Origin of the sequence: Mycobacterium intermedium, assembly GCF_002086275.1 — a bacterium.
In the GTDB taxonomy this organism is placed as follows: domain Bacteria; phylum Actinomycetota; class Actinomycetes; order Mycobacteriales; family Mycobacteriaceae; genus Mycobacterium; species Mycobacterium intermedium.
In genome coordinates, this window is the sequence record NZ_MVHT01000004.1 from 24,958 (window position 1) to 50,418 (window position 25,461).

Consider the following 25,461-nt stretch of genomic DNA (forward strand, 5'->3'; position numbering starts at 1 on the left):
AGGACAGTGGCGGAGTTCGAGAGCGTGTGGAGCGACCTCCAAGGCGTCGCGTTCGAACAGGGCTACCTCGAGGCTGGGGGAGCTCGGACCCGATTCCTGCGCGCGGGCGACCCAGGCAAACCGGTGCTGATGCTGCTGCACGGCTCCGGTGGCCACGCCGAGGCCTACGTTCGAAATCTGGCCGCGCACGCCGAGCACTTCTGGACGTGGGCCATCGACATGCTCGGCCACGGCTTCACCGACAAGCCGGGCCATCCGCTGGAAATTCGGCACTACGTCGAGCATTTGATGGCGGTACTGCGTGCCATCGGCGCTCGGCGCGCCAGCATCAGCGGCGAATCGCTCGGCGGATGGGTGGCCGCGCGCGCCGCCATCGACCACCCTGATGTGGTGGACCGACTGGTCCTGAACACGGCCGGTGGATCGCAGGCGGATCCCGTGGTGATGCAACGGATTATCGACTTGTCGATGGCCGCTGTGCAGAACCCGACCTGGGAGACCGTGCAGGCGCGGATCAAATGGCTGATGGCAGACAAGGCGAAGAACTACGACGATCTGGTGGCCAGCCGGCAGCGGATCTATCGGCAGCCGGGCTTCGTCGCTGCCATGCGTGACATCATGGCCCTGCAGGACCCCGAGATTCGTGCGCGAAATCTGTTGGGACCGGAGGAGTACGGGTCTATCACCGCACCCACCTTGGTGCTGTGGACAAGTGATGACCCGACGGCCGACGTAACGGAGGGCCGGCGGATCGCATCGATGATCCCCGGCGCCCGATTCGAACTGATGCCGGGCTGCGGGCACTGGCCGCAGTACGAGGATGCCAAGACGTTCAACCGGCTGCACATCGACTTCCTGCTGGGACGTTGATGGCCGGCGCCGGGCACGAATGCGACGTCGTGGTGGTCGGCGCCGGCCCCGTAGGGCTGACCCTGGCCAATATTCTTGGCCAACAGGGCATCAACACGCTGGTGGTGGAGGAACGCGAAACGCTGATCGACTATCCGCGCGGCGTTGGACTGGACGACGAAGCGTTGCGCACGTTCCAATCGATCGGATTGGTCGACCAGGTCCTGCCGCACACCGTGCCCAACCAGATTCTGCGGTTCTTCGACGCCAAGCGCCGGATACTCGCCGAAATGGCGCCGCCCGACGCGCGTTTCGGCTGGCCCAAGCGCAACGGCTTCGTGCAACCCTTGGTCGACGCCGAATTGCTGCGAGGGCTGGACAGATTCGACAACGTCGAGGTCTGGTGGGACCGGCCGATGACTTCTTGCGTGCAGACCGACCAGGCCGTGACCATCGAACTCGGTGGGCAGAGCGGGCCGATGACGGTCCGGGCACGCTACGTCGTCGGCTGCGACGGCGGGCGCAGCACGACCCGGGGAATGATGGGCGTCTCGTTTGACGGCACCACCTCATCCACCCGCTGGTTGGTCGTCGACGTCGCGAATGACCCGCTGGGCCACCCCAACAGCGAGGTCGGCGCCGACCCGGAACGCCCCTACGCCTCGATCTCGATCGCCCACGGTATTCGCCGGTTCGAGTTCATGATTCACGCCGACGAGTCCGACGAGCTGGCCGAGGATCCGGCCTTTCTGACCAGAATGTTGGCGCGGATGGTTCCGCGCCCGGACCGGGTCGAGGTGATCCGACGCCGGGTCTATACCCACCACTCGCGGATAGCCGGAGCGTTCCGCAGCGGCCGGCTGCTGCTGGCCGGCGATGCCGCGCACCTGATGCCGGTCTGGCAGGGGCAGGGCTACAACAGCGGCATCCGGGATGCCGCCAACCTGGGTTGGAAACTGGCCGCCGTGGTCAGCGGCCGTGCCGAAGACCGCCTGCTAGACACCTACGACCAGGAGCGGCGCAAACACGCCCGAGCGATGATCGACCTGTCCACCATGGTGGGTCGGGTCATCTCGCCAACCAACCGCCGCATCACAGCGGCCCGCGATCTGCTGGTTCGATCGGCGTCAATAGTGCCTTCCCTCAAGCGGTATGTGCTCGAGATGCGGTTCAAGCCGATGCCGCGCTACGAGCATGGAGCCGTCGTCCATGACGAGCCCCGCCGGGCGGACTCGCCAGTGGGGACGCTGTTCATCCAGCCGCGGGTCGACACCCGCACCGAGCAGAACGTGCTCCTCGACGAGGTGCTGGGCTCCTGGTTCGCCGTGTTGTGCTGGAACAACAATCCCCGCACGATACTCGGCGACGAGGCGTTTGCGACGTGGAAAGCCTTGGGTGCCCGGTTCGTTGCCGCACGCCCGCTGACACAGCTCCATTGGACCGGGCACGACGATCCCGACGTCGAGATCGTCGGTGACCGGTCCGGAGTCTTGAAGGGCTGGTTCGACGTCCACCGAGAGTCGGTCGTGTTTCTGCGGCCCGACCGCTGCATCGCCGGCGCCTGCATCGCCCAGCTCGCTCCCGAACTGAGCGGGTCCCTGATCGAGGCGCTGTCACTCACACTGAAAGGGGGTGACGTCCAAAGTGCCACTGGCTCTGTGCTGTATGTCCCACAGCCCGCTGCTGAATCTACCGGGGCCACCGCGGGACCTGCTTGACGACGTGGAAGCCGCGATCGCCCGGGCGCGCGGATTCGTCACCGACTACGACCCGGAGTTGGTCGTCATCTTTGCGCCCGACCACTACAATGGGTTCTTCTACCGGGTGATGCCGTCATTCTGTATTGGCATGCAGGCCAACGGTGTCGGCGACTACGGCACCCATGCCGGCCCCCTCGACGTACCCGGCGACATCGCGGGCGAGTGTGCGAAGGCCGTGCTGGCCGCCAACGTCGATGTGGCGGTGTCGGCGAACATGGACGTCGATCACGGCACCGTCCAACCCCTGGAGAAGCTGTTCGGCGCGGCCACCGCGAAGCCGGTGATACCGATCTTCATCAACGCGATCGCCGTGCCGCTGGGGCCGTTGCATCGCTGCCGTGCCCTGGGAACCGCGGTCGGCGCCTTTCTGGGCACGTTGGACAAGCGAGTGCTGGTGATCGGATCGGGTGGCCTCTCGCACAGCCCCCCGCTACCCACGTTGGACACCGCGACTGCGGCCGTGCGGCAACGAATCGTGGACGGTCAACCGATGACGCCGGAGCAACGGCAGGCCCGCCAGACGGCGGTCATCGACGCCGCCAGAAGCTTCGCCGGCGGCGACAGTGACCTGCAGCCCCTGAACCCGGCCTGGGACCATCGCTTCTTGGAAGTCGTCGACCGCGGCCGCCTCGAGGATCTCGACAGCTGGTCGAACTCGTTCGTGACGCATGAGGGTGGCAGTTCCGCGCACGAGATCCGCACCTGGGTAGCCGCTTTCGCGGCGCTGGCGTCGGCGGGGCCGTACCAGACCGCGGTGCGTTACTACAAGCAAGCAGCCGAGTTGCTCGCCGGGTTCGCGGTCCGAACGGCGGCGCCGGTCGCATGACACCACGAGCCGCGGAACCATCCGGTCGCTTCGACCATGCCGTCGATGTGCTGGTCGTCGGCTCCGGTGGCGGCGGGATGACGGCCGCGCTGACCGCGTCCGCATCCGGCCTCGATGTGTTGGTGATCGAAAAGTCCAGCAAGTACGGCGGATCCACCGCGTTGTCGGGCGGGGGCATTTGGGTGCCGGGTGCGCCCGCGCAACGCCGGGAGGGTTATGTCCCGAACCCGGAAGGCGTCGTCGAGTACCTGCGCCAGATCACCGACGGCCTGGTCACCGAGGCGCGCCTGCGCCAGTACGTGGAATCGGCGCCCCGAATGCTGGAGTTCTTGGAACGCCTTTCGCCCTGGCTCGAGTTCGTCTGGAAGCCCGGCTATGCCGACTACTATCCGGAACTGCCAGGCGGATCCGAGCTGGGTAGCACCATCAACGTGCCGCCCATCGATCTGCGCGTGCTGGGTGATGACGAGTCGACGCTGCTGCAGCCGCTGGCGTTGGCGCCCAAGGGCATTTGGTTGGGGCCGAAGGAATTGCGCTCGTTCTACCGGATCAGGCAGTCCTGGGCCGGAAAGGCTGTGCTGCTGAAGCTGATTGCACGCATGGTGCGGGCGCGTGTCTTCGACGAGCGGATGGCGGCGATCGGCCAGTCGCTGGTCGCCAGGCTCCGGCTGGCGATGCGGGAACGCGGTATTCCGCTGTGGCTGGACACGCCGCTGGTCGAGTTGCTCACCGACGCCGACGGATCGGTGGCCGGTGCGCTGGTGGAAAGGAACGGCACCCGGCAACGGATCGGGGCGCGTGGCGGCGTGATCCTGGCGAGCGGGGGATTCGACCACGACTTGGCCTGGCGCAAGGAACATTTGCCAGAGATCGACCAGGACTGGAGCTTCGGCAATCCGGCCGCCATGGGCGACGGCATCCGGGCGGGCCAAGCGGTCGGCGCGGCCGCCGACCTGCTCGACGAGGCGTGGTGGTTCCCGGCGATCCAATGGCCGGACGGCCGCATGCAATTCATGCTCAACGAGCGAATGATGCCGGCGCAGTTCATCGTCAACGGGGAGGGCAAGCGCTTCATCAATGAGGCGGCGCCCTACATGGACTTCGGCCACGCGATGATCGAAGGCCAGAAGTCCGGGGTGACGCGCATCCCGTGTTGGCTCATCACTGATCACCGCTCCTTCAATCGCTATGTCGTGGGCGGTCATCTGCCCATTCCGAAGATTCCCGGCGCGCCGGTGCCCACCGGACGCAAGATCCCCAAAGCCTGGCTGGATTCGGGCGTGGTGAAGGCCGCGACGAGCTGGGACGATTTGGCCGCCAAGATCGGCGTCCCGGCGGAACAACTTCGGGCCACGGCCGCGCGCTTCAACGAGCTGGCGCGCAAGGGCCACGACGACGATTTCAACCGCGGCGACAGCGTCTACGACAACTACTACGGCGACCCGACATTGCCCAATCCCAACCTGTATCCGCTGGGCGCCCCGCCCTACTACGCGTTCCGCATTGTGCTCGGCGACCTGGGCACCTCCGGCGGACTTCGCGTCGACGAGTACGCGCGGGTGCTGCGAGAGGACGACACGGTGCTGCCCGGACTGTATGCGGTGGGAAACACCTCCGCGCCGGTGATGGGACGCAGCTACGCCGGGGCCGGCGCCACCATCGGCCCGGCCATGACCTTTGGCTTCGTCGCGGCGAAACACGTTGCCGACCGGCGCGTTACGAATTCGGAGTCGGACGCAGAAGCCGCCCAGACCCTTAATTCTCCTAGGAGGTAGCAAATGAAGATCTCATTGTTCTACGAGTTCGCCCTGCCCCGCCCCTGGGCGCCCGACGACGAACGGGAGATGCTGCAGGACTGCCTCGACGAGGTGGAGGCCGCCGACAAGGCCGGTTTCTCCACGGTATGGCTCACCGAGCACCACTTCCTCGAGGAGTACTGTCACTCCACCGCGCCCGAGATGTTCCTCGCCGCGGCGAGCCAGCGAACCAAGAACATTCGGCTCGGCTTCGGCATCATGCACCTGCCGCCGGCGGTGAACCACCCCGCCCGAGTGGCCGAGCGCGTCGCCACCCTCGACCTGATCTCGAACGGGCGCGTCGAATTCGGCACCGGCGAGTCCTCCTCCGTCGGTGAGCTCGGCGGATTCAACATCGATCCCGCCGACAAACGCGCGCAGTGGGAGGAGGCGCTCGAGGTGGCCATCCGGTGCATGGTCGAGGAGCCCTTCACCGGCTTCAACGGCGAACACATCCAGATGCCGGCCCGCAATGTGATCCCCAAGCCGTTGCAAAAGCCGCATCCGCCCGTGTGGGTCGCCTGCACACGCCCGTCCAGCGTCCAGATGGCAGCCCAAAAGGCCATTGGCGCACTGAGTTTCGCCTACACCGGGCCGGGCCCCCTGGCCGAGCGGGTCAACGGCTACTACAAGGAGTTCGAGGAGAGCGGCGTCCCGGTCACACCGGCGATCAACCCCAACATTCTGGCCATCGGCGGCGACCTGTCGATGATGGTGGCCAAGACCGACGAGCAGGCACTGCAACGCCTCGGCAAGGGCGGTGGCTTCTTCTCCTTCGGCATCATGCACTACTACATGACCGGCGTGCACACCCCGGGACGAACCGGCGTCTGGGAACGCTATCTGGAAGAGGTGGAGAAGGACCCCACCCTGGCGTACGGACCCGGACGCGGCGCGATCGGGTCGCCGGCCACGGTTCGTGAGTTCCTGCGTGGATACGAGGAAAGTGGTGTCGACGAGATCATCCTGCTGCTCAACCCGCGCAGCCACGAGGGCACCATGGAATCCATCGAGCTGATGGGCAAGGAGGTCCTGCCCGAATTCATCGAGCGCGACGCGAAGGCGGTGGCGGACAAGGCCGCCCGACTGGCGCCGGTGATCGAGAAGGTCGAAGCTCGTCGGCCGGAACCGACGGCCCCGCAGTTCGACGAAAGCTACTCATTTGGCGGCCTGCCGACCGGCCGCGGCGGAAAGTTCACGGCCAGTGAGATTCCGGAGGCCATGGCCGAGATCAACGAGGGACGCGTCCAGGCCGCACAGCGCTTGAAGGAGCAGCAGCAGGGCAATTGAGTCCGGAAACTGACCAGGTCGGCAATCGACGATGGCAATCGAGGAATTGTGGCGCTACGACGGCCGCCGCGCCGTGGTGACCGGCTGTGCGTCGGGCATCGGTGCACACGTGGTGCAGCAGCTGACCGAGCTCGGGGCGCACGTCGTCGGGCTGGACAAGCGTCGGCCGGCGGTGCCGGTCAACGATTTTCACGAGGTTGACCTCGCCGACGCGGCCTCGATCGATCAGGCCGTCGCATCCATCGCGGGCGGCATCGACGCGCTGTTCAATGTCGCCGGCGTGTCGTCGGGCATCGGCGACCCGGAGTTGGTCGTCACGATCAACTTCCTGGGGCTGCGCCACCTCACCGAGGCGCTGATCCCGCGTATGACGGCGGGATCATCGATCGTGAGCGTGGCCTCCCTGGCGGCAGCGGGGTATCGCGAGCACCAGCGGGACGTCGTGCCGTTGTTGAACACCGCGACCATGCAGGAGGGAATTGACTGGTGCCGAAGCCATCCGGATGTCGTGGGGACCGGCTACCAGCTGTCCAAGGAGGCGGTGATTCTGTACGGCATGCGCAACGTCACCGCACTGGGCGCGCGAGGCATCCGGATCAATTGCACCGGCCCGGGGGTGACCGAGACGCCGATCCTCGACCAGCTGCGCACCGCCTACGGGCAGCAATTTCTCGACGACATACCGAAGCCGCTGGGGCGGGTGTCCGACCCGGCCGAACAGGCTGCGGTCCTGCTGTTCTTGAATAGCCGCGCAGCCAGCTATATTTCGGGCCAGGTCATCTGGGTCGACGGCGGCAACGTGGCAGCGGCTATCGCCCATGAACTCGAGGGAGGGCGGGCGTAATGGCTACCATGGCCGATTTTCGGAAAGCCGCACGCGATGTCTCGAACTGGGGGCGCTGGGGTGAGGCCGACGAGCTCGGCACGCTGAACTTCATCACCGCCGAGAAGGTGCAGCAGGCCGCGGGGCTGGTCCGGCACGGCAAGGTGTTCCCGCTCGGAGTCGACTTCGGCTCGTCGGGACCGCAGGGCGCTTTCGGGTTCCGGCACAACCCAATTCATGTGATGACCGTGGACGGCGGCGACGCGACCACGCTGGCCCGATACGGGCCCGGATGGACGCAGAATGCGACAGCGAGCCAGCTGGCCGGGTACTTCGCCGACAGCTTCTTCCGTTTCAACGACGACATGGTCGTCATGCCGTTGCAGGCGGCCACGCAATGGGACGCGCTGTCGCACGTCTACTACGAAGACCAGCTGTACAACGGATTCCCGGCCGGTTCCGTGACGAGCATGGGTGCATTCCACTGCGGCATCGACAAGGTCGATGTCAAGGGCATCACCTCGCGGGGGGTGCTGCTCGACCTGGTGCGCCACCGCGGCGCCGAGGTCTTCCTGGAACACGGCAACCCGATCACTCCCGAGGAGCTTGACGACGTCGTCCGCGCGCAAGGCGTGACCGTCGGCAGCGGGGACATCGTGTTGATCCGAACCGGCTGGTGGACAAGGTTTCTCATGACGGGCAACAAGACGGAACCGTATTCGGGTCTGGACTGGCGCTGCGCCCAGTGGCTGCACGATCACGAAATAGCGGCGGTGGCATCGGACAATCTCCAGGTCGAAGACCCGGTGTCGGGAATCGAAGGTCTGTTCCTGCCCTTGCACCTACTGTGCCTGCGCGACATGGGCATGATGCTCGGAGAGTACTGGGACCTGACCCCGCTGGCCGACGACTGCGCCGCCGACGGCGTCTACGAGTTTCAGCTCATCGCGCCACCGCTGCGATTCGTCGGCGCGGTCGGCTCCCCGGTCAATCCGATCGCGATCAAGTGATGGAGATCCACCGCAGGACCACCGTTGTCGACGGATTGCTAACCGGCTATCTCGAAGCGGGCGACGGTGATCCCGTGGTACTGCTGCACGGCGGCGAGTTCGGTGCCAGCGCCGAATTGGGTTGGGAACACAACATCGCCGCGCTCGCCACACGGTACCGGGTGCTGGCGCCGGACCAGCTGGGATTCGGGCAATCGGCGAAGGTCATCGACTTCGTCAACAGCCGAGCCATGCGCATTCGGCACGTCGCCCGCTTCTGCGAGCAGCTCGGCGTCGCTTCGGCGCACTTCGTCGGAAACTCCATGGGCGCCATCAATTTGCTCACCGACACCACCGCGGACAACCCGGTGTTGCCGGTCCGCAGCCTGGTCGCCATTTGCGGTGGGGGAGAGATCCAGCAGGGCAAACACTTTGATGCGCTGCAGGATTACGACGCCAGCCTTCCCGCGATGCGCCGCATCGTCGAGGCACTGTTCTACCACCCTGGCTATCCGGCCGACGACGAGTACGTGCGCCGGCGCCATGAGTCCAGCGTCGCGCCGGGCGCATGGGAAGCGGTGGCGGCAGCACGATTTCGGCGCCCCAACGCGGCACCGCCGGCCATCCCGTCGAGCGTGAGGCGGTACGAGCGGATCAAGGTTCCGGTGCTGATCATCGAAGGCGGCAACGACAAGCTGCTGCCCGCGGGATGGGCGGCGGACATCGCGGGGCGGATCGAGGGAGCGCGTTCGGCGGTCGTCGATGGTGCCGGGCATTGTCCGCAGATCGAGCAGCCCGCGGCCGTCAACGAGTTGTTGTTGCGTTTCTTCGCCGACCAGACCTGAAATCTCCCGTATCGGCGTTAGAGGGTGCATTCGCGTCTGCTCGCGGGGGATAGGCTGCATGACGATGATCCACTGGGACGAAGAGCATGACGTGGTGGTGGCCGGGTCGGGGGCCGGCGGGGTCACCGGTGCCTACACCGCCGCTCGTGAGGGACTCGACGTGCTGTTGGTGGAAGCGACCGACAAATTCGGCGGCACCACCGCATACTCGGGCGGCGGCGGGGTGTGGTTTCCCTGCAACCCGGTACTGGTGCGGGCCGGCGTCGACGACACCATCGAGGACGCGCTGGAGTACTACCACGCGGTGGTCGGCGACCGCACGCCGTACGAACTGCAAGAGACCTACGTACGCGGCGGCCCCCGGCTGATCGAGTACCTCGAGGCCGACGAGTCCATCAAGTTCGACTTGCTGCCCTGGCCGGACTATTTCGGCAAGGCGCCGAAGGCCCGGAAGGATGGCCGACGGCACATGGCGGCCCGGCCGCTGCGGGTCTCGAAGGCTCCGGAATTTCGTGAGCTGGTTCGCGGTCCCCTGGACAACGATTGGCACAATGCCCCGGTCCCCGAGGACTACTTCATCGGTGGCCGCGCGTTGATCGCCCGGTTCCTCGCGGCAATTCAGCGCTACCCGAATGCGACGCTGCAATTGAACACCGCGCTGGTCGAGCTGGTGGTCTCCGAAGACAAGACATCGGTAATCGGTGCTGTCGTCGAGACCGAGGGGCGGCGCAAGGCGATACGCGCGCGCCGGGGAGTGCTGCTGGCGGCCGGTGGATTCGAGAGCGACGACGGGCTCCGCAGCCAGTGGGGCGTGCCGGGTCAGGCGCGGGACACCATGGGCCCGTGGGGAAACCGCGGGTTGGCACATCAGGCGGCGATCGCGATCGGTGCGGACACCGACCTGATGGATCAGGCGTGGTGGTCCCCGGGGCTGACGCATCCCGACGGAAGATCCGCGTTCGCACTGTGGTTCACCGGCGGCATCTTCGTCGATCAGGACGGCAAGAGGTTCGTCAACGAGTCTGCCCCGTATGACCGGATCGGCCGCGTCATCATCGGCCGTCTGGAAGACGGGTCGATGACGCTGCCGTACTGGATGATCTACGACGACAAGGACGGCCAGGTGCCGCCGGTCAAGGCCCCGAATGTCTCGATGGTCGAGCCGGAGAAATATGTGGCCGCTGGGCTCTGGCACACGGCCGGTACGCTCGCGGAGTTGGCCGCCAAGATCGGCGTTCCCGCAGGCAGTCTGGCCGCGACCGTGGCACGGTTCAACGCATTCGTCGCAACCGGAGTCGACGAGGACTTCGGCCGCGGCGACGAGCCATACGACCGCGCGTTCTCTGCCGGCAAGTCACCGCTCGTCGCGATCGACCAGGGTCCCTTCCACGCGGCCGCCTTCGGCGTATCGGACCTGGGCACCAAGGGCGGGTTACGTACGGATACCGCGGGAGGCGTCTTGAACACCGACGGCAACCGTATCCCCGGCTTGTACGCGGCGGGCAACACCATGGCGGCGCCGAGTGGAACCGCCTACCCGGCGGGCGGCAATCCGATCGGTACCAGCATGCTGTTCAGCCACCTGGCGGTGAAAGACATGCTCAAAGCGACCTAGAACGTGTAATCCAACCGGGTCATCATGCCGGCGTCTTGGTGATAAGTGTTGTGGCAGTGCATCACCCAGGTTCCGGGGTTGTCGGCGATCAGTACCGCCCGGAGTTTCTGCTTGGGCAGGACGATCACGGTGTCTTTTCGGGCGCCGGGCGTGCCGTCGGCGTTGAGTATCTGGAAAGTGTGGCCGTGCAGATGAATTGGGTGGTACATCATCGTGGTGTTGTCGAACGTCAGGGTGGGCCGTTGCCCCTCTTTGACGTGCAGTGGTTTGGTCCTGCTGTAGGGCTCGCCGTTGATCGTCCAGTCATACTTGGTCATCGTGCCACCGAGGACGACGGGTAGGTCAAGACTGTCCTCTGGGGGAATTCCGAGATTGACTCCGGTAGTGGCGGTGAACATTTCGACCGTGCCGACACGTTTGTCGAGTTCTGCCGGCTTGAAGCCGGGGTCGGGGGCGCTGCCAGCCCCGGTCTTGAGCAACGCACGCGCCAGCGCATTCTTGCCTTCCGCGACCGCGACCAATGGAAAGACGCCCGAAGCGGCGGTAACAATGACGTCATAGCGTTCGGCCATGCCGATCAACAGCGCGTCGACTTCGGTGGGAATCACCGGGTAGCCGTCAGTGTGGGTGACCGTCATCGAATGCCCGGCCAACGCGACACGAAATGTGGTGTCGGAGCCGACATTGATGATTCGAAGCCGGATTCGCTGGCCCGGCGTAGCCTCGAAAGAAGTTGCGGCAGCGGGGATCCTTCCGTTGATCAGGTAGTACGGATAGGCGATGTCTCCGGCGTCGCCACCGAGCAGCTTGCTCGTGCCGACGTCGCCACCCGACATGCCAGGCATATCCGGCTTGGTCGTCGCACTGGTCGAGGGTGCCCCGTTCGTCGGGCTGGTCGTCCCGTTAGTGGTCGTGGTGGGGCTGGTCGGGCTGGTCGTTGTAGTCGGTGGAGTCGTCGTGGCGGTCGTGGTCTTGTTCGGATCGGTCAGTTCGTCGAAAAGCTGTTGTGGGCTCTTGCCAACGCCGTCTGTCCAATCATCAAGAATGACAATCCATTCCGTGTCATAGTCGGCCGGCTCGTTCGGATCGTCGACGATCACCGGCAGATACAGGCCCTTGTCGCCATCTAGGCCGGTGTGCGGATGGGCCCAGTAGGTGCCTGGGTTCGGGACGGAGAACCGATAGGTGAAGCTCTGGCCGGCGGGGATGTTGGGCGTGGCGGGTTCGGCGCCATCCATGTCGTTGCGTAGCGCGATGCCGTGCCAATGCACCGAAGTCGGATGGTCGAGACGGTTGGTCACTGCGACGACGAGTTCGTCGCCGACGGTCGCGCGGATCAGGGGGCCCGGGACCGCGTTGCCGAAAGCCAGCGTGTGGGCGATTACCCCGCCCAGGTCGATCGCTGCCGGCTGGGGGCTCAGGTCGGCGGTCACTGTCCGCCCGCTGTGCGGGCGGGCTCGCTCGGTGGCGGCGATGGCGTTGGACAATTGCTCGGCCGGCGTTGGAGGCGGGGACTTGCCACACGCGGCCAGGGCGAGGCCGCCGGCGAGGCCGGCCCCGATGAATCCGCGCCTGCTCAGTTGTGCTGCACCGAACGGGTACCGCCCTGCTGGCACTACCGGCATTCTGCGCTCCTCGTCTCGGGTTGCCTCGCCGCTGTGCATTTACCCTGCTAGGGCGCTCGTGATTGCGCAACCTCAACCGACTTTACTATATACCCCTAGGGGGTATATAGTCCTCGGCATGAACCTCCGCCGCCCGGCCCGGCCACGATCCGTGATCGTTGCGGTCGTATCGGTCGTCCTGGCGTTGGCGCTCTCCGCGGTAGCCGCTCAGTGCTGGTTCCCGCAGGTCCACTCGCACGCTGTCCAGACGGACCATCCGGTGACGACGGTTCTGGGTGGCGATTACGCGAAACACGGCGACCACGCTCACCTGAGCGATACCTCGAAGCCACCGTGCCCGGACCAGGCGGCGATCGCCGTGCTGCCGCGCGTTGCCCAGCCGGCACTCGATTCGTCCGCCGTGGCGGCGGCCGCGGAAACCGTCCCGGTGCCGGTCTACCAGCTCGTTTCCTCCGGACGCGGTCCGCCAGAGTGGCAGCGGTCCGCTATCAGCGGACGCGACCTGTTGACTCGATACTGCCGATCTCGTCGCTGAGCGGCCAGTGCCAGGTTGTGGCGAACCTGCCGCGACCGGTGCTCGCTGGCCCCCCTCAAATAGCCGCGCACGATTCGCGGCACCGAAGCAGAAGCGACGAAAAAATGAACAACCTCCTCATTCCCAACCGGTCTCACTTCACCTCCGTCCGTCCGCGTGCCGCCCGGCAGCACTACCGCCTCATCCCCGAGGGGTATCAACGCACGCTGGGCAGAAACCGCCACCCGGGCACCATCGTCGGTAACACCCCGGTGCTCTGGATACCTGGGACATCGGAACCCGCCGAGGTGGCGGACCGCGGATTTTGGGCCAAGCTGGAAGGCTTCAACCCCGGCGGCATGAAAGACCGTCCCGCGCTACACATGGTTGAGCGTGCCCGCGCTCGAGGTGACCTCGCGCCCGGGGCCGCGATCATCGAATCGACCAGCGGCACGCTCGGATTGGGTCTGGCCCTGGCGGGCCAGGTGTATGGTCACCCCGTCACTTTGGTCACCGACCCGGGACTCGAGCCGATCATCTCGCGCATGCTCGCCGCCTATGGTGCCCGCGTGGACATGGTGACCGAGCCGCACCCGGTCGGGGGCTGGCAGCAGGCCCGTAAGGACCGGGTCGCTGAGCTGCTCGCCGCTGACCCGGGCGCCTGGAATCCCAACCAGTACTCCAACCCTGACAATGTGACTGGGTACCGTTCGCTCGCAATGGAGTTGATCGCCCAGTTGGGGCGGGTCGACGTGCTGGTGTGCTCGGTGGGCACGGGGGGACATTCGGCGGGTGTGGCCCGCGTGTTGCGCGAATTCAACCCGGCCATGCGGTTGATCGGGGTGGACACCATCGGTTCCACCATCTTCGGACAACCAGCGTCGAGCCGGCTGATGCGCGGGCTCGGTTCGAGCATCTTCCCGGACAACGTCGACTACGGCGCCTTCAACGAGGTGCACTGGGTCGCCCCCGCCGAAGCCGTCTGGACGGCCCGTGAGCTGGCCGCCAACCACTACGCCAGCGGCGGCTGGAGTGTCGGGGCGGTTGGGCTGGTTGCCAAATGGGCGGCCCGGAACCTGCCGTCCGATGCCACGATTGCCGCGGTCTTTCCGGACGGGCCGCACCGCTACTTCGACACCGTTTACAACGACGAGTACTGCGAGGAACACGGCCTGCTCGCGGGGCCCCCGGCGGACGAACCGGACCAGATTGCCTCTCCCGCCGAGGCGGTGGTCACCCGCTGGACCCGGACAACCACGGTGCTCAATCCGGCTCGGGCGGTGGCGTGATGGATGTGCTGGCGCAGTTCCGCAGCTTCAACCGCCCCAGTCAGGTGCTGATGATCAATCAGTTCGGCATCAACGTCGGGTTCTACATGTTGATGCCGTACCTGGCCGACTATCTGGCCGGGCCGCTCGGATTGGCGGCCTGGGCGGTGGGTTTGGTGCTGGGTGTGCGCAACTTCTCCCAGCAGGGCATGTTCTTTGTTGGCGGCACGCTGGCTGACCGGTTCGGTTACAAGCCGATGATCGTGGCGGGATGTCTGATTCGCACCGGCGGCTTTGCGCTGCTGGCCGTGGCCCAGTCCTTGCCCACCGTGTTGATTGCCTCCGCGGCAACGGGTTTCGCGGGAGCGCTGTTCAACCCCGCGGTACGGGCCTACGTCGCGGCCGATTCCGGTGACCGCAAGATCGAGGCGTTCGCGGTGTTCAACATCTTCTATCAAGCGGGGATTCTGCTTGGCCCGCTGGTCGGATTGGCCATGCTGATGCTGGACTTCCGCGCGACCGTGCTGGGTGCCGCGCTCGTGTTCGCCGTGCTGACGGTGGCGCAGCTGTTCGCCTTGCCGCAGCACGCGGCCGACCCCGATGCCGAGCGCACGTCGATCCTGTCCGACTGGCGGACGTTGATTGCCAACCGGCGCTTCCTGGCGTTCGCGGTCGCGATGTCCGGTGCCTACGTATTGTCGTTCCAGATCTACCTCGCGCTTCCCATGCAGGCCGCGGCCCTCGCGCCGGGCCACCAATCCCTCTTGGTGGCGGTGATGTTCGCGGTTTCCGGGTTGGTCGCGATAGCCGGTCAATGGCGCATCACCCAGTGGTTCGCCGCGCGCTGGGATCCGTCGCGCAGCCTCGTCGTAGGCGCGATGATCCTGGTAGCGTCGTTCGTTCCGCTGTTGTTGGTGCCCAACGGCCAACGTCTCGGGAATGCCGCCGCGATCACCGCGCTGCTGCTGTCCGCCGGTCTGCTCGCCATCGCCTCGGCGGCGCTGTTTCCCTTCGAGATGCGCACCGTGGTGACCTTGTCGAGCAACCGACTGGTGGCGACGCACTACGGGTTCTACAGCACCATCGTCGGAGTGGGCATCCTCGTCGGCAACATCACGGTCGGCTGGCTCACGAGCGTGGCGCACCGTCTCGGCGCCGATGAAATCGTTTGGGGAACGCTGATTCTCGTAGGAGCCGCAACGATCGCGGGGCTCTACCGACTCGACAGACGCGCCGTCGATCAGCTCACGATCTGATAGAGCACTCGGGTGTACTTCTGCGTGCGTTCCGATCCGGCGGGGGTCACGTGACCCATCCTGTTCATCACATAGGACATCGTCATCCGCCGGTCCAGGTCCATGATCACCATCGAGCCGCCCCATCCGCCCCAATAGCAGATCCGCCCGTCCGGGATGTCCGGTACCGCTTCCGGTTTCGGGAGGGCGTATCCGATGCCCCAGCGGGTGGGCATGCCCAGCACCAGATCTATGCCGTTGGCCTGCTCCTGAAAGATCAGATCAACCGTCTCGGGGCGCAGCAGCTGCATGCCGTTTACGTTGCCGCCCAATGATATTGCGGAAAGGCACCGCACCAGCGAGCGCGCATTGCCGTGCCCGTTGGCCGAGCCGATGTCCGCACGCCGCCAAGCGGTGGTCTGTGCCGTCAACGCTCCGTCAGGAGTCGGCGGAAGGGTGCCGAATGTCTTGCGCATCGGGGAATCTTCTGGCATCAAGTCCAGCGGCAGGTCGAACGCGGGCGGCGGGACCAACTCGGCGATGCGGGTGTCGTCTTCGGGGCGCGCGCCGATCTGGAAGTCGGCTCCTAGCGGTCCCGCAATCTCCTCGCGCACAAATTCTTTGAGTCTCATCCCGGTGATCCGGCGTACTACCTCACCCACTATGTGGCCGATGGTAACCACGTGATACCCGGACGCGGTGCCGGGCTCCCACCACGGCGCCTGGGCGGCGAGTCGCTCGGTCGACCGGTCCCAGTCGTACAGGTCCTCGGTGCTGAACGGCGGTTCCCAGCCGCAAACCCCCGAGGTGTGGCTCAGAACGTGACGCACTTCGATGGTGTGTTTGCCGTTTGCGGCGAACTCCGGCCAGTATCGGGCCACCGGGGCGAAAGGATCGACTTCGCCGCGGTCGATCAGCAACAGCGCCGCCAGGGCGGTGATGTTCTTGGTGCTGGAAAAGACGTTGACGATCGTGTCCCGATCCCATTGTCTGGTCTTTGCGTGGTCGGCATATCCGCCCCAGATATCGACGACCGACTCCCCGTCGATGTCGACCGTTATGGCGGCGCCAAGTTCACCGCCCGTGGTGAGTTCTTCAGCCAGCGCGACGGCAAGGTCGCTGAAGCGTGGGTCGTGATGTCCGGCGAGGACGGCATCCACCGCACAGAACTGCTGGGTCATTGTTGATCTCCTCGGTAGTGGTCCTTCGACTATGCGGCGCGGCCTGTTGGCTGGTCATTGGTCGGATCGCGTAACTGCGTAGGGCCGCAATTCGCGGGTCTATACGCGTTTGTGCTGATGTGGCAGCGCCCCGGCGCGGGGGACGCTGGCTAACATGGGTAAGTCCAAACCCCGCGCGGATGTACCACCGGTGAACTGGAGCGAGCCTGGCGTGAGCGAACTGCCGACCGGAACGGTGACGTTGCTGCTGGCCGACATCGAAGGATCCACCGCCCTCTGGCAAACCAGCGCAAGCGAGATGACCACTGCCGTGGCACGTCTCGACGCGACCTTGTCACGACTGGTGGACGCCCACCACGGGGTGCGTCCGATCGAGCAGGGCGAGGGCGACAGCTTCGTCATCGCTTTCGACCGCGCAAGCGACGCCGTAGCGTGCGCGTTGGCGTTGCAGGGCGCCCCGCTGGCACCCATCCGACTGCGCGTTGGCCTCCATTCCGGCGAGGTCCAATTGCGGGATGACGCCAACTACATCGGCCCGACCATCAACCGCGCGGCGCGGGTACGCGACCTGGCACACGGCGGGCAGGCCGTGCTCACCGCCGCCGTCGAGCAATTGGTAGCCGATCACTTGCCGCCAGGAGCGTGGCTGACCGACTTGGGCAGTCACCACCTGCGCGATATTCCACGCCCCGAGCACGTTTTCGGGCTATGCCATCCTGATCTGCGCGTCGACTTTCCGCCGCTGCGCTCCACGAGCGCCGCCGCCACACCGGCATTCCCGATCCTGCTCACCAAGTTCGTCGGCCGCACCAGCGAAATCGCCGAGCTGGCAAGGTTGCTCCACGAGCATCGGTTGGTGACGCTGACCGGTGCGGGCGGCGTCGGAAAGACACGGTTGGCGGTGCAACTCGCGGGACAAGCGCCAGACGTGGTGGGCGGGTCGATCCACTACGTTGATCTGGCCCCCATCAACGACCCCGACCTGGTGGAGGCGGCGATCGCCAAAGCCTTTGGCCTGCAGGATCAATTGGACCGGTCCGCCATTGACAGCGTCAACGCCCGGATAGGTGACCGTCGCTTGCTGATCGTGCTGGACAACTGTGAGCACCTGCTGGAGGCGTCGGCGGCGAGTGTCGTTGCGCTACTCGGGAGTTGTCCCAATGTGCGGGTGTTGGCCACCAGTCGCGAGCCGCTGCGCATCGCATCTGAGGTCAATTGGCAGGTTCCCTCGCTGGGACTCGCGGACGAGTCCGTCGAGTTGTTCACCGACCGCGCCCGCCAGGTCCGTCCGGACTTCACCGTCAACGACGGCAATGTCAACGCCGTTCACGAGATCTGCCGACGCCTCGACGGTATGCCCCTCGCGATCGAACTTGCCGCCGCTCGGATGCGGGCGATGTCGGCCTCCGACATCTGCGACAGTTTGAATGACCGATTCATGCTGCTCACCGGCGGCGCGCGCACCGCGGTACGCAGGCAACAGACGTTGCGGGCATCGGTCGACTGGTCCCACTCGATGCTGGCCGCGGCCGAGGCGACCTTATTTCGCCAATTGGCGGTTTTCGCAGGAGGTTTCGACCTCGACGCGGTGGTGGCGGTGTGCGGCGACGGAGTGATGCAGCGCTATCACGTGCTCGACCAGCTGACCTTGTTGGTGGACAAGTCTCTGGTGCAGGCCGACAACACCGCGGAACGGACGCGCTACCGAATGCTGGAGACGATCCGCGATTACGCGCTGGAGAAACTCGTCGAGGCCGGCGAAGCCGACGCGCTGCGGCAAAGACACCGCGATTACTACACGGCACTGGCCGCCGGGTTGGACACGCCTGCGTGCAACAACTTCCGACGGGTCGTCGCTGACGTCGAGGGTGACATCGACAACCTGCGGGCGGCGTTCGCCTACAGTCGCGAAAGCCGTGAGCCCGCCCGGGCGCTGCAGATGGCGTCCTCGCTGCTGCCGCTGTGGGAGGGCCGGGGCCAGCTGCGCGAGGGATTGAAGTGGTTTGAGGCGATCTTCGACGACGAGGGCTTCGACCCCGACGCCATCGAGCCGGCCTTGGCCGTTCGCGCACTGGCCGACAAGGCGGTCCTCGATGCCTTGGTCGCGGCCTTCGACACCGACAAGCGGGCGGAGCACGCCCTGGCACTGGCGCGCGAGCTCGATGATCCCGCGTTGTTGGCCCGGTCTCTCACCGCGTGCGGCTGCGTCGCCGGCCTCGATTTCGATTCGGCGAAAGGACATTTCGCCGAGGCGATCGACCTGGTAAGGGCGACCGGAGATGATTGGCGGCTCAGTCAGATTCTGAGTCGACTGGCATACCTGGCTGCGATGGAAGGCGACCCGGTGGCCGCCAGCGCGCTCGGCGCCGAAGGTGCTGACCTGGCCGAAGCTCTTGACGACTGGCCCAAAGCGCACGTATGTCGCTGGTCGATCGCCATGGCCCAGATGCTTCGCGCCGACCTGACCGGCGCCATCGACACCTGCCGAGAATTATTCGTGGCCTGTGAAGCCAGCAGTGATGTCCTCGGCATGATGCTGAGCCTGATCACCCAGGGCTGTGCCCTGATATTTCGGGGCGATGTTGCCGCGGCCAAGGCTGTCGGACGATCCGCGATCAGCGCAGGAGCAGAACTCGACGCCGTGCTGGAACGTTCCGCCAGCACGGTCCTGGCGTTGGTCGCCGTGGCCAACGGTGATGCGCCCTCCGCACGCGAACTCGGCAGGAGAATCTGGGAACTCCCCGGTGTCCACCGCGGCTCGGTGGCGGTCAGCGCGGTTGCCATGTGCGCTCACGTCGAGGGCGACCTGGCCAGGGCGCAGGAACTGGCCGACGAAGCCGTCGCCACTCTCGCCGGGTGGCACAAGTCGTGGGCACTGTGCACTCGTGCATACATCGCCGCTGACCTCGGCGACCACGACCGGTCGCGACGTGACGCCCAGCAGGCATTGTCGATTCTTGCCGACACGCAAAGCCGGCTTTGTCTCCCCGCCATTTTGGAGTGTCTGGCCAGGGCGGCGGCTGATGACGGCGGTTACGCTGAGGCGGCGCGGCTCCTAGGAGCTGCCGACGCCGTCAGCAACCGCACCGGCGAATCTCGATTGCCCATCTACCAAGCCGGGTACGAAGCTGCCGTGGAGGCCTGTCGTAATGGCCTCGGGGTGGACGACTTTCAGGCCGCATGGGCAGACGGTGCCGCACTGTCCGACGAAGACGCCATCAGTCATGCATTGCGCGGGCGGGCCGACCGGAAACGACCGGCGACCGGCTGGGCGTCCTTGACCCCCGCGGAACTCGACGTGGCACGGCTGGTCAGCGAAGGGCTGTCCAACAAGGACATCGCCGAACGGCTGTTCATCTCCCCGCGCACCGTGCAAGCCCACCTCACGCACATGTACACAAAGCTGGGTTACAACTCGCGCGTGCAGCTTGCGCAAGAGGCTGTGCGCCAGAGCAATTCGTCTTAGACCACGGATCAGACCACGGATCAGACCGCAGCGCCGCCGCCGTCGACGTGCAAGGTCGAGCCGGTGACAAAGCTGGCCCGCGGCGAGCTGAGGAAAAGCACTGCCTCGGCGATCTCGGACGCGAATGCGGTGCGTCCCAACGGCAAAGCCCGGCCGAGCTCTTCGTTGGTCTCACCCCACTCGGCGTCGACCCCGGGAGTGCGAGTGGGGCCCGGCGCCACACTGTTCACCCGCACACCGCTCGGGCCGAATTCCGCGGCCCAGCTACGGGTCAGCGACTCCAGCGCGGCCTTCGAGGCGCTGTATCCCGACGCTCCGGGGATGCCCTTGAAGGCGGCCATCGTGGTGACATTGACGATGCTGCCGCGGCGGCGCTGCAACATGCCCGGAACCAAGCCGGCGACAAGGAAGTACGCTCCGCGAACGTTGGTGTCGAACATCGCCTCAAAGCTCGGCATTTTCTGGTCGACGGTCAAGGCGGCGGGAAAGCTGGCGGCGTTGTTGACGATGATGTCGACCGCACCGCACTGCTGCACCAACGATTCCACCGACCCCGCGTCGTTCATGTCGGTCTGGACGAACCTTGCGTTCGCGCCGATGGCTTCGACCGCTCGCGCCCCCCTGGCCGAGTCGCGGCCAGAGATGATGACGGTGGCGCCTTCGCTTGCCAGCAGTCGCGCCGACTCGAGTCCTATGCCGGCGGTCCCGCCGGTTACCAGTGCGGTGTGGTCGATCAGTTCCATCGGAAATCGGCTCCTTCGAAGGCCGGGCTACTGGGCGCCGCTAGGCACCTGGGAGGCCAGCCAGTCGCTGAATTTCGTGGGGTAGATGGTCGCCTCTTCGCCTTCGATGGGAACGATGCTCTTTTCATCCAGCACCGCGCCGTAATAGCGAGCAGCAGGGTCGGTCACCACCCGGCGCGGATCTCCCGTTGCCGCGAAGCGGTCGCGGATGAAGTCGTCCATGCCTTGCTTTTCGGGGCCGGCGATATTGATCACCCCGTTGACTGGTTCGCCTAAAGCCGCACGCGTGACCGCGGTGGCGACATCCGCGGCGGCAATGGGCTGGAAGGCCCCGTGCGGTGCTCGAACGGTGTCGGCTTCGGTCAAAGAATCGGCAATGCCCCCAACGAATTCGAAGAACTGAGTGGCGCGCACGGTCGTGTATGGAGAACCCGATTCGGCGAGCACTTTCTCCTGGGCGATTTTGCCTCGCATGTAGCCGCTCTCAGCCGCCCGGTCGGCGCCCACGATCGAGAGCGCAACGTGGTTCTTCACGCCGGCAGCCCGCTCCGCCGCCAGGAGGTTGCGGGTGGAGGTGGTGAAGAAGTTCAGCACGTCCGCATCGGACCACGACGGCGAATTGGACACGTCCACCACCACGTCGGCGCCCTTGACGGCCTCGGCGACGCCTTCGCCCGTCAACGTGTTGACACCCGAACTCGGCGACGCCGATACCGCCTCGTGGCCCTGTTCGGAAAGCATGCGCACCACCTGCGACCCGATCAGCCCGGTCCCGCCGACCACCAAAACCTTCATGAGTACGCCCTCCCGATGTTGCGCGATGAACTGGTATGTCCAGCATCGCCCGACCCCTGGGCCGCAGGAACCCTTGAAAGTCCGTAGTTCACCCCGTGATGGCGCCACGCAGTTGCCGACGCGACTTGATGCCGAGCTTCACGAACACCTTGCGCAGATGCCATTCCACGGTGTGGGTACTGATGAACAACTGCGCCGCGATCTCCGGGTTGGTCAGGCCTTCACCGGCCAGCCGAGCGATCTGCGCCTCCTGGGCCGTCAGCTCGCTGCCCGATGCGGCAGATCGCTTGCTCACCTTCTGTCCCGTCACCAGCAGCTCTCGACGGGCACGTTCGGCGAACGCGTCGGCGCCCATTCGCGCGAACATCTCGTGCGCGGTGTGCAGCTGCGCCCGGGCGTCGACGCGGCGGTTGCATCGGCGCAGCCACTCGCCGTAGATCAGGCGGGCTCGAGCGAGGTGGACGGCGATCCGCGTGTTGCTCAGTCTGTCGATCGCCTCCTGGTAGAGGCTTTCGCATTGCTGATCATCGGCCAGCAACGCCCGGGATCGAGCCAAAATACCTGCGGCCCAATCCGTTCCGCTGTTCACCGCGCGCTCTTCCAGTTGTCGGAGCGCGTCCAGGGCCGTCTGCCGCTCGCCGGTTCGGGCACCGGCCTCGATGAGTTCGACGAGCGACCAGCCGAACAGGCCCAAGTCCTCGTCGTCGCAAGCGCGACGGGCGGCGGTGAAGGCGTCCTCGTAGCGTCCGATCCCGTTGTACAACAGGGCGGCGGTGTAACTCGTCAGGCCGACGACGCGTCCCTCGCCCCGGGCGACCCCGTCGGCGAGCGCCGATTCGATCAGCTTCAACCCGTCGGCCTCGGCGCCGCGCAAGGCCGCCAACAACACCGAGTGATACTTGAGCGGCGCGTAACCCGTTGCCGCGGTGATGGCATCGGCTTCCTCGATGAGCGCTGAGGCCGCGTTGAATTCGCCGGCCTGCACGTGCACCCCCGCGCGGTAAACCAGAGCCATCGGCAATACGGCAAGCGCACCCGAGTCGCGGGCGAGTCGCACCGCGTGGGTGGCCAGATGGTGCCAGGTCTCGTCGTCCCACAACTCGTGCGCTGCCGATTCTTGGACGATGGGGAAGGCCTGCCAGAACCATCGCAGGCCGTCGGCGTCGTCGCGCTCAGCTTCCGTACGCAGCAGGGCCAGCGCGTCGCGCAGCGTCGACAGGCTCGCCGCGTGACCGTCGGTGGCCCGGATGGCGATGCCGTCCAACAACAGGTCCACGGCCCGTACCGGCGAGGCTGCGGGGGGAGCCGTGCGCGCCGCTGCCGCTGTCATCGGGATGCCGCCGTAGGGGCACAGTCGGCCGCCGAACAGCGCCGCTCCTACCGCCTCCAGGTATGTCTCCCTGGACTGCGCGATGTCGAGGTCGGCAAGTTTTCGAGCCGCATCCAGCAGGCCGACTGCCGCATCCGACACCGTCGGCGCATCGACCTCGCCGCTGCGGCTCCTGGCGAACACGATCTGGGCGCGCAGTCTGGCGATCCGGGCCTGCTGCAACGTGTCCAGTGATGCGGATTCCGCGACCCTGATCAACTCGTCGGCGGCGTCGAAGGCGGCGGCGTCGCGCTTGGCCTGAGCGGCGGCGAGCGCTCGGGCGCCGCGGCGCGCCGGGTCGGAGGTCAGCTCGGTGGCGCGCGCCAAGAACGCGGCCGCGGCAGCCATGCCCCCGCGGGCCTGGGCGCGGTCCGCCGAGCGCTCCAGTTGAACCGCGACCGACTCGTCGGGCCCGTCGGCCGCGATTGCGAGATGCCACGCGCGCCGGTCCGGGTCGGCGTCGGAGTCGGTTGCCTCAGCCAGGGCCCGGTGGGCGCGTCGGCGTTCCATCAAATCCGCGCTGCGGTAGGCGGCCGAGCGCACCAGCGGATGGCGGAAACGCACCCGGGTGCCTACGTCGATCAGCCCGGCCGCCTCGGCTCCGGTCGCCGCGTCGTTGGGCAGGCCCTGCTGGTCGGCGGCGCGCATCAGCAGCGCGGCATCTCCTACCGGCTCCGCCGCGGCGGTCAACAACAGCTGTTGGGTATGGCCCGGCAACGAACGGATCCGACGGACAAAGGCCTGCTCGATCTGCCCGACCAGTGGCCGCGCGTCGGGGCGCCCGAATCCACCCGCCAACTCCTCGACCGTCAGGCCCTTCGGCAATTCCAACAAGGCCAACGGATTGCCCCGAGTTTCGGCGACGATGCGGTCGCGCACCTGGTTGTCCAGCCGGCCGGGGATGACCGAATCCAGCAGCGCGCGGGCATCGGCGGGGTTGAGCCCCTCGACGCTCAACTCGGGCAGACCGGCCAGGTCGTCGCGTCGTTCCTCGAGTGAGTCGTCGCGTACCGCAAAGATCATCGCGACGGGTTCGGCGATCAGGCGACGCGCCACAAATGCCAACGTTTGTGCCGATACGCGGTCGAGCCACTGTGCGTCGTCGACGAGCGCGATGAGGGGCCGGGTTTCGGTTGCCGCGCCAACCAGGGTCAGCACGGCCAGACCGACCAGGAAGCGGTCGGGCGCCGAGCCGACCTTGCGGCCGAACGCGACGTCCAGCGCATCCCGCTGGGGCGCTGGGAGGTTGCCGAAGCAGTCCATCAACGGTGCGCACAGTTGATGCAAAGCCGCGAACGGAAGTTCCATTTCGGATTCCACGCCGGCCACCCGCGTCATCCGGAACCCCGAGGCTCCCTCGGCGACGAAGTCCAGCAGCGCGGTCTTGCCGATACCCGCCTCGCCGCGCAAGACGAGCACCTGGCTCTGGCCCGAGCGAGCCAGGGACGTCGACCGTTCCAGAGTCGTGCATTCCGCTCGGCGACCCTGCAATCGTAAAGCTCGATCGGTGTTGACCACTGTTGCCGATGACCCTACCCATTCCGGTGAGCAGGGCGTTAAATCAATTGCTTGACTTAATAGCAGCGACGCCGATTAACTCGTCGTGTGGTCAACGAACTGGCGGACAATGTTGCCATTGTCACCGGCGGAGCCTCTGGCATCGGTCGTGGCCTGGTCGAACGGTTTGTGGCCGAAGGCGCCCGGGTGGTCATCGGCGATATCGAAACCGACGCGGGGGAAGCCCTCGCGGATGCGCTCGGCCCCGCGGCGTTGTTCCGGCGCACGGACGTCGCCGATCCCGCACAGGTAGCGGGGCTGGTGGCGACGGCGGTCGAGCGCTTCGGCGGTCTGCACGTGATGGTGAACAACGCCGGGATTTCGGGACCCTTGCGGCGCTTGCTCGACGACGATTTCGCGGATTTCCACCGCATCATGGCGGTCAACGTCCTTGGGGTGATGGCCGGGACCCGCGATGCCGCACGACACATGGCCACCAACGGCGGTGGGTCCATCATCAACCTGACCTCTATCGGCGGCATTCAAGCCGGCGGCGGGGTGGCTACCTACCGCGCGTCCAAAGCCGCGGTCATCCAATTCACCAAGTCCGCGGCGATCGAGCTGGCATCTCACGAGATTCGCGTCAACGCCATCGCGCCGGGCAACATACCGACGCCCATCCTGGCGTCGTCGGCCGAGGGCGTGGACCGCGAGGAACTCGAGCGCTTCGAGGCGAGGATTCGGCAGACCATGCGTGACGACCGGCCGCTCAAGCGCGAAGGCACGCCCGACGATGTCGCGGAGGCGGCGTTGTACCTCGCCACCGAGCGGTCCCGCTATGTCACCGGAATCGTGTTGCCTGTCGACGGGGGGACGGTAGCGGGCAAGGTGATCCGTTCCGGCAAGCGCCAAGACAAAGACAGGTAGTCGACTACGCATGTGCTGCGTGGCTTCGGCGCCAAGGATTTAGGGCGA

At 66.2% G+C, this 25,461-nt stretch carries 19 protein-coding genes; 14 read left to right on the forward strand and 5 right to left on the reverse strand.

The window, feature by feature from the left end:
- The first annotated feature begins 6 nt into the window (after window positions 1-6).
- The 9 genes from BST27_RS02210 to BST27_RS02250 are packed head-to-tail and all read left to right on the forward strand — an operon-like array spanning window position 7 to window position 10,793.
- Window positions 7-870: an alpha/beta fold hydrolase gene (locus BST27_RS02210; RefSeq protein ID WP_069418148.1), complete on the forward strand. Its 864-nt coding sequence runs from the start codon at window positions 7-9 to the stop codon at window positions 868-870.
- Complete coding sequence (locus BST27_RS02215; RefSeq protein WP_069418147.1) at window positions 870-2,567, forward strand: bifunctional 3-(3-hydroxy-phenyl)propionate/3-hydroxycinnamic acid hydroxylase; 1,698 nt, start codon at window positions 870-872, stop codon at window positions 2,565-2,567. The genes BST27_RS02210 and BST27_RS02215 overlap by 1 nt, the downstream gene beginning before the upstream one ends.
- Window positions 2,515-3,435 (forward strand): 3-carboxyethylcatechol 2,3-dioxygenase, encoded by a 921-nt coding sequence (locus BST27_RS02220; RefSeq protein WP_069418146.1) that lies wholly within the window; start codon window positions 2,515-2,517, stop codon window positions 3,433-3,435. Before BST27_RS02215 ends, BST27_RS02220 begins: the two co-directional genes overlap by 53 nt.
- The gene (locus BST27_RS02225) at window positions 3,432-5,210 is read left to right on the forward strand and encodes an FAD-binding protein (RefSeq protein ID WP_069418145.1); all 1,779 of its coding nucleotides are present in this window, start codon (window positions 3,432-3,434) and stop codon (window positions 5,208-5,210) included. Before BST27_RS02220 ends, BST27_RS02225 begins: the two co-directional genes overlap by 4 nt.
- Before the next feature lie 3 nt (window positions 5,211-5,213).
- Window positions 5,214-6,521, forward strand: coding sequence for an LLM class flavin-dependent oxidoreductase (locus tag BST27_RS02230; protein WP_069418144.1), 1,308 nt, complete (start codon window positions 5,214-5,216; stop codon window positions 6,519-6,521).
- Between the two features lie 31 nt (window positions 6,522-6,552).
- On the forward strand, window positions 6,553-7,365 hold the full coding sequence (locus BST27_RS02235) for a coniferyl-alcohol dehydrogenase (protein WP_069418143.1): 813 nt from the start codon (window positions 6,553-6,555) through the stop codon (window positions 7,363-7,365).
- Window positions 7,365-8,354 carry a cyclase family protein gene (locus BST27_RS02240; RefSeq protein WP_069418142.1) on the forward strand — a complete coding sequence of 330 codons (990 nt, stop codon included), beginning with the start codon at window positions 7,365-7,367 and terminating at the stop codon, window positions 8,352-8,354. The genes BST27_RS02235 and BST27_RS02240 overlap by 1 nt, the downstream gene beginning before the upstream one ends.
- Complete coding sequence (locus BST27_RS02245) at window positions 8,354-9,178, forward strand: alpha/beta fold hydrolase (protein WP_069418141.1); 825 nt, start codon at window positions 8,354-8,356, stop codon at window positions 9,176-9,178. The genes BST27_RS02240 and BST27_RS02245 overlap by 1 nt, the downstream gene beginning before the upstream one ends.
- A 58-nt stretch (window positions 9,179-9,236) precedes the next feature.
- The gene (locus BST27_RS02250) at window positions 9,237-10,793 is read left to right on the forward strand and encodes an FAD-binding protein (RefSeq protein WP_069418140.1); all 1,557 of its coding nucleotides are present in this window, start codon (window positions 9,237-9,239) and stop codon (window positions 10,791-10,793) included.
- Here the strand turns inward: BST27_RS02250 and BST27_RS02255 are convergent.
- On the reverse strand, window positions 10,790-12,418 hold the full coding sequence (locus tag BST27_RS02255) for a multicopper oxidase family protein (protein WP_069418203.1): 1,629 nt from the start codon (window positions 12,416-12,418) through the stop codon (window positions 10,790-10,792). The genes BST27_RS02250 and BST27_RS02255 overlap by 4 nt on opposite strands.
- A gap of 118 nt (window positions 12,419-12,536) precedes the next feature.
- Here BST27_RS02255 and lpqS point away from each other — a divergent pair, with 118 nt between their 5' ends.
- From lpqS to BST27_RS02270, 3 genes are all read left to right on the forward strand, one after another.
- A complete protein-coding gene (gene lpqS, locus BST27_RS02260) occupies window positions 12,537-12,953 on the forward strand; it encodes a putative copper homeostasis (lipo)protein LpqS (RefSeq protein WP_069418139.1) in 417 nt (138 codons plus the stop codon).
- 104 nt (window positions 12,954-13,057) lie between these two features.
- A complete protein-coding gene (locus BST27_RS02265; protein WP_069418138.1) occupies window positions 13,058-14,221 on the forward strand; it encodes a PLP-dependent cysteine synthase family protein in 1,164 nt (387 codons plus the stop codon).
- Entirely contained in the window at window positions 14,221-15,456 is a 1,236-nt protein-coding gene (locus tag BST27_RS02270; protein ID WP_069418137.1) for an MDR family MFS transporter, read from the forward strand. Before BST27_RS02265 ends, BST27_RS02270 begins: the two co-directional genes overlap by 1 nt.
- On the opposite strand, the gene BST27_RS02275 is transcribed toward BST27_RS02270, so the two are convergent.
- Window positions 15,441-16,616 (reverse strand): serine hydrolase domain-containing protein, encoded by a 1,176-nt coding sequence (locus tag BST27_RS02275; protein ID WP_069418136.1) that lies wholly within the window; start codon window positions 16,614-16,616, stop codon window positions 15,441-15,443. The genes BST27_RS02270 and BST27_RS02275 overlap by 16 nt on opposite strands.
- Before the next feature lie 154 nt (window positions 16,617-16,770).
- On the opposite strand from BST27_RS02275, the gene BST27_RS02280 reads away from it, so the two are divergent.
- Window positions 16,771-20,082 (forward strand): helix-turn-helix transcriptional regulator, encoded by a 3,312-nt coding sequence (locus BST27_RS02280; protein WP_079219539.1) that lies wholly within the window; start codon window positions 16,771-16,773, stop codon window positions 20,080-20,082.
- A 20-nt stretch (window positions 20,083-20,102) separates the two neighbouring features.
- On the opposite strand, the gene BST27_RS02285 is transcribed toward BST27_RS02280, so the two are convergent.
- The 3 genes from BST27_RS02285 to BST27_RS02295 all read right to left on the reverse strand — a co-directional run bounded on the left by BST27_RS02285 (window position 20,103) and on the right by BST27_RS02295 (window position 24,480).
- The gene (locus tag BST27_RS02285) at window positions 20,103-20,825 is read right to left on the reverse strand and encodes an SDR family NAD(P)-dependent oxidoreductase (protein ID WP_069418134.1); all 723 of its coding nucleotides are present in this window, start codon (window positions 20,823-20,825) and stop codon (window positions 20,103-20,105) included.
- Window positions 20,826-20,852: 27 nt separating this feature from the next.
- Window positions 20,853-21,620 (reverse strand): SDR family oxidoreductase, encoded by a 768-nt coding sequence (locus BST27_RS02290; protein ID WP_069418133.1) that lies wholly within the window; start codon window positions 21,618-21,620, stop codon window positions 20,853-20,855.
- An 88-nt stretch (window positions 21,621-21,708) separates the two neighbouring features.
- Window positions 21,709-24,480, reverse strand: a complete 2,772-nt coding sequence (locus BST27_RS02295) for a helix-turn-helix transcriptional regulator (protein ID WP_139804977.1) — start codon at window positions 24,478-24,480, stop codon at window positions 21,709-21,711.
- Window positions 24,481-24,594: 114 nt separating this feature from the next.
- On the opposite strand from BST27_RS02295, the gene BST27_RS02300 reads away from it, so the two are divergent.
- Window positions 24,595-25,413, forward strand: a complete 819-nt coding sequence (locus BST27_RS02300) for an SDR family NAD(P)-dependent oxidoreductase (RefSeq protein ID WP_069418131.1) — start codon at window positions 24,595-24,597, stop codon at window positions 25,411-25,413.
- Window positions 25,414-25,461 lie beyond the last annotated feature (48 nt).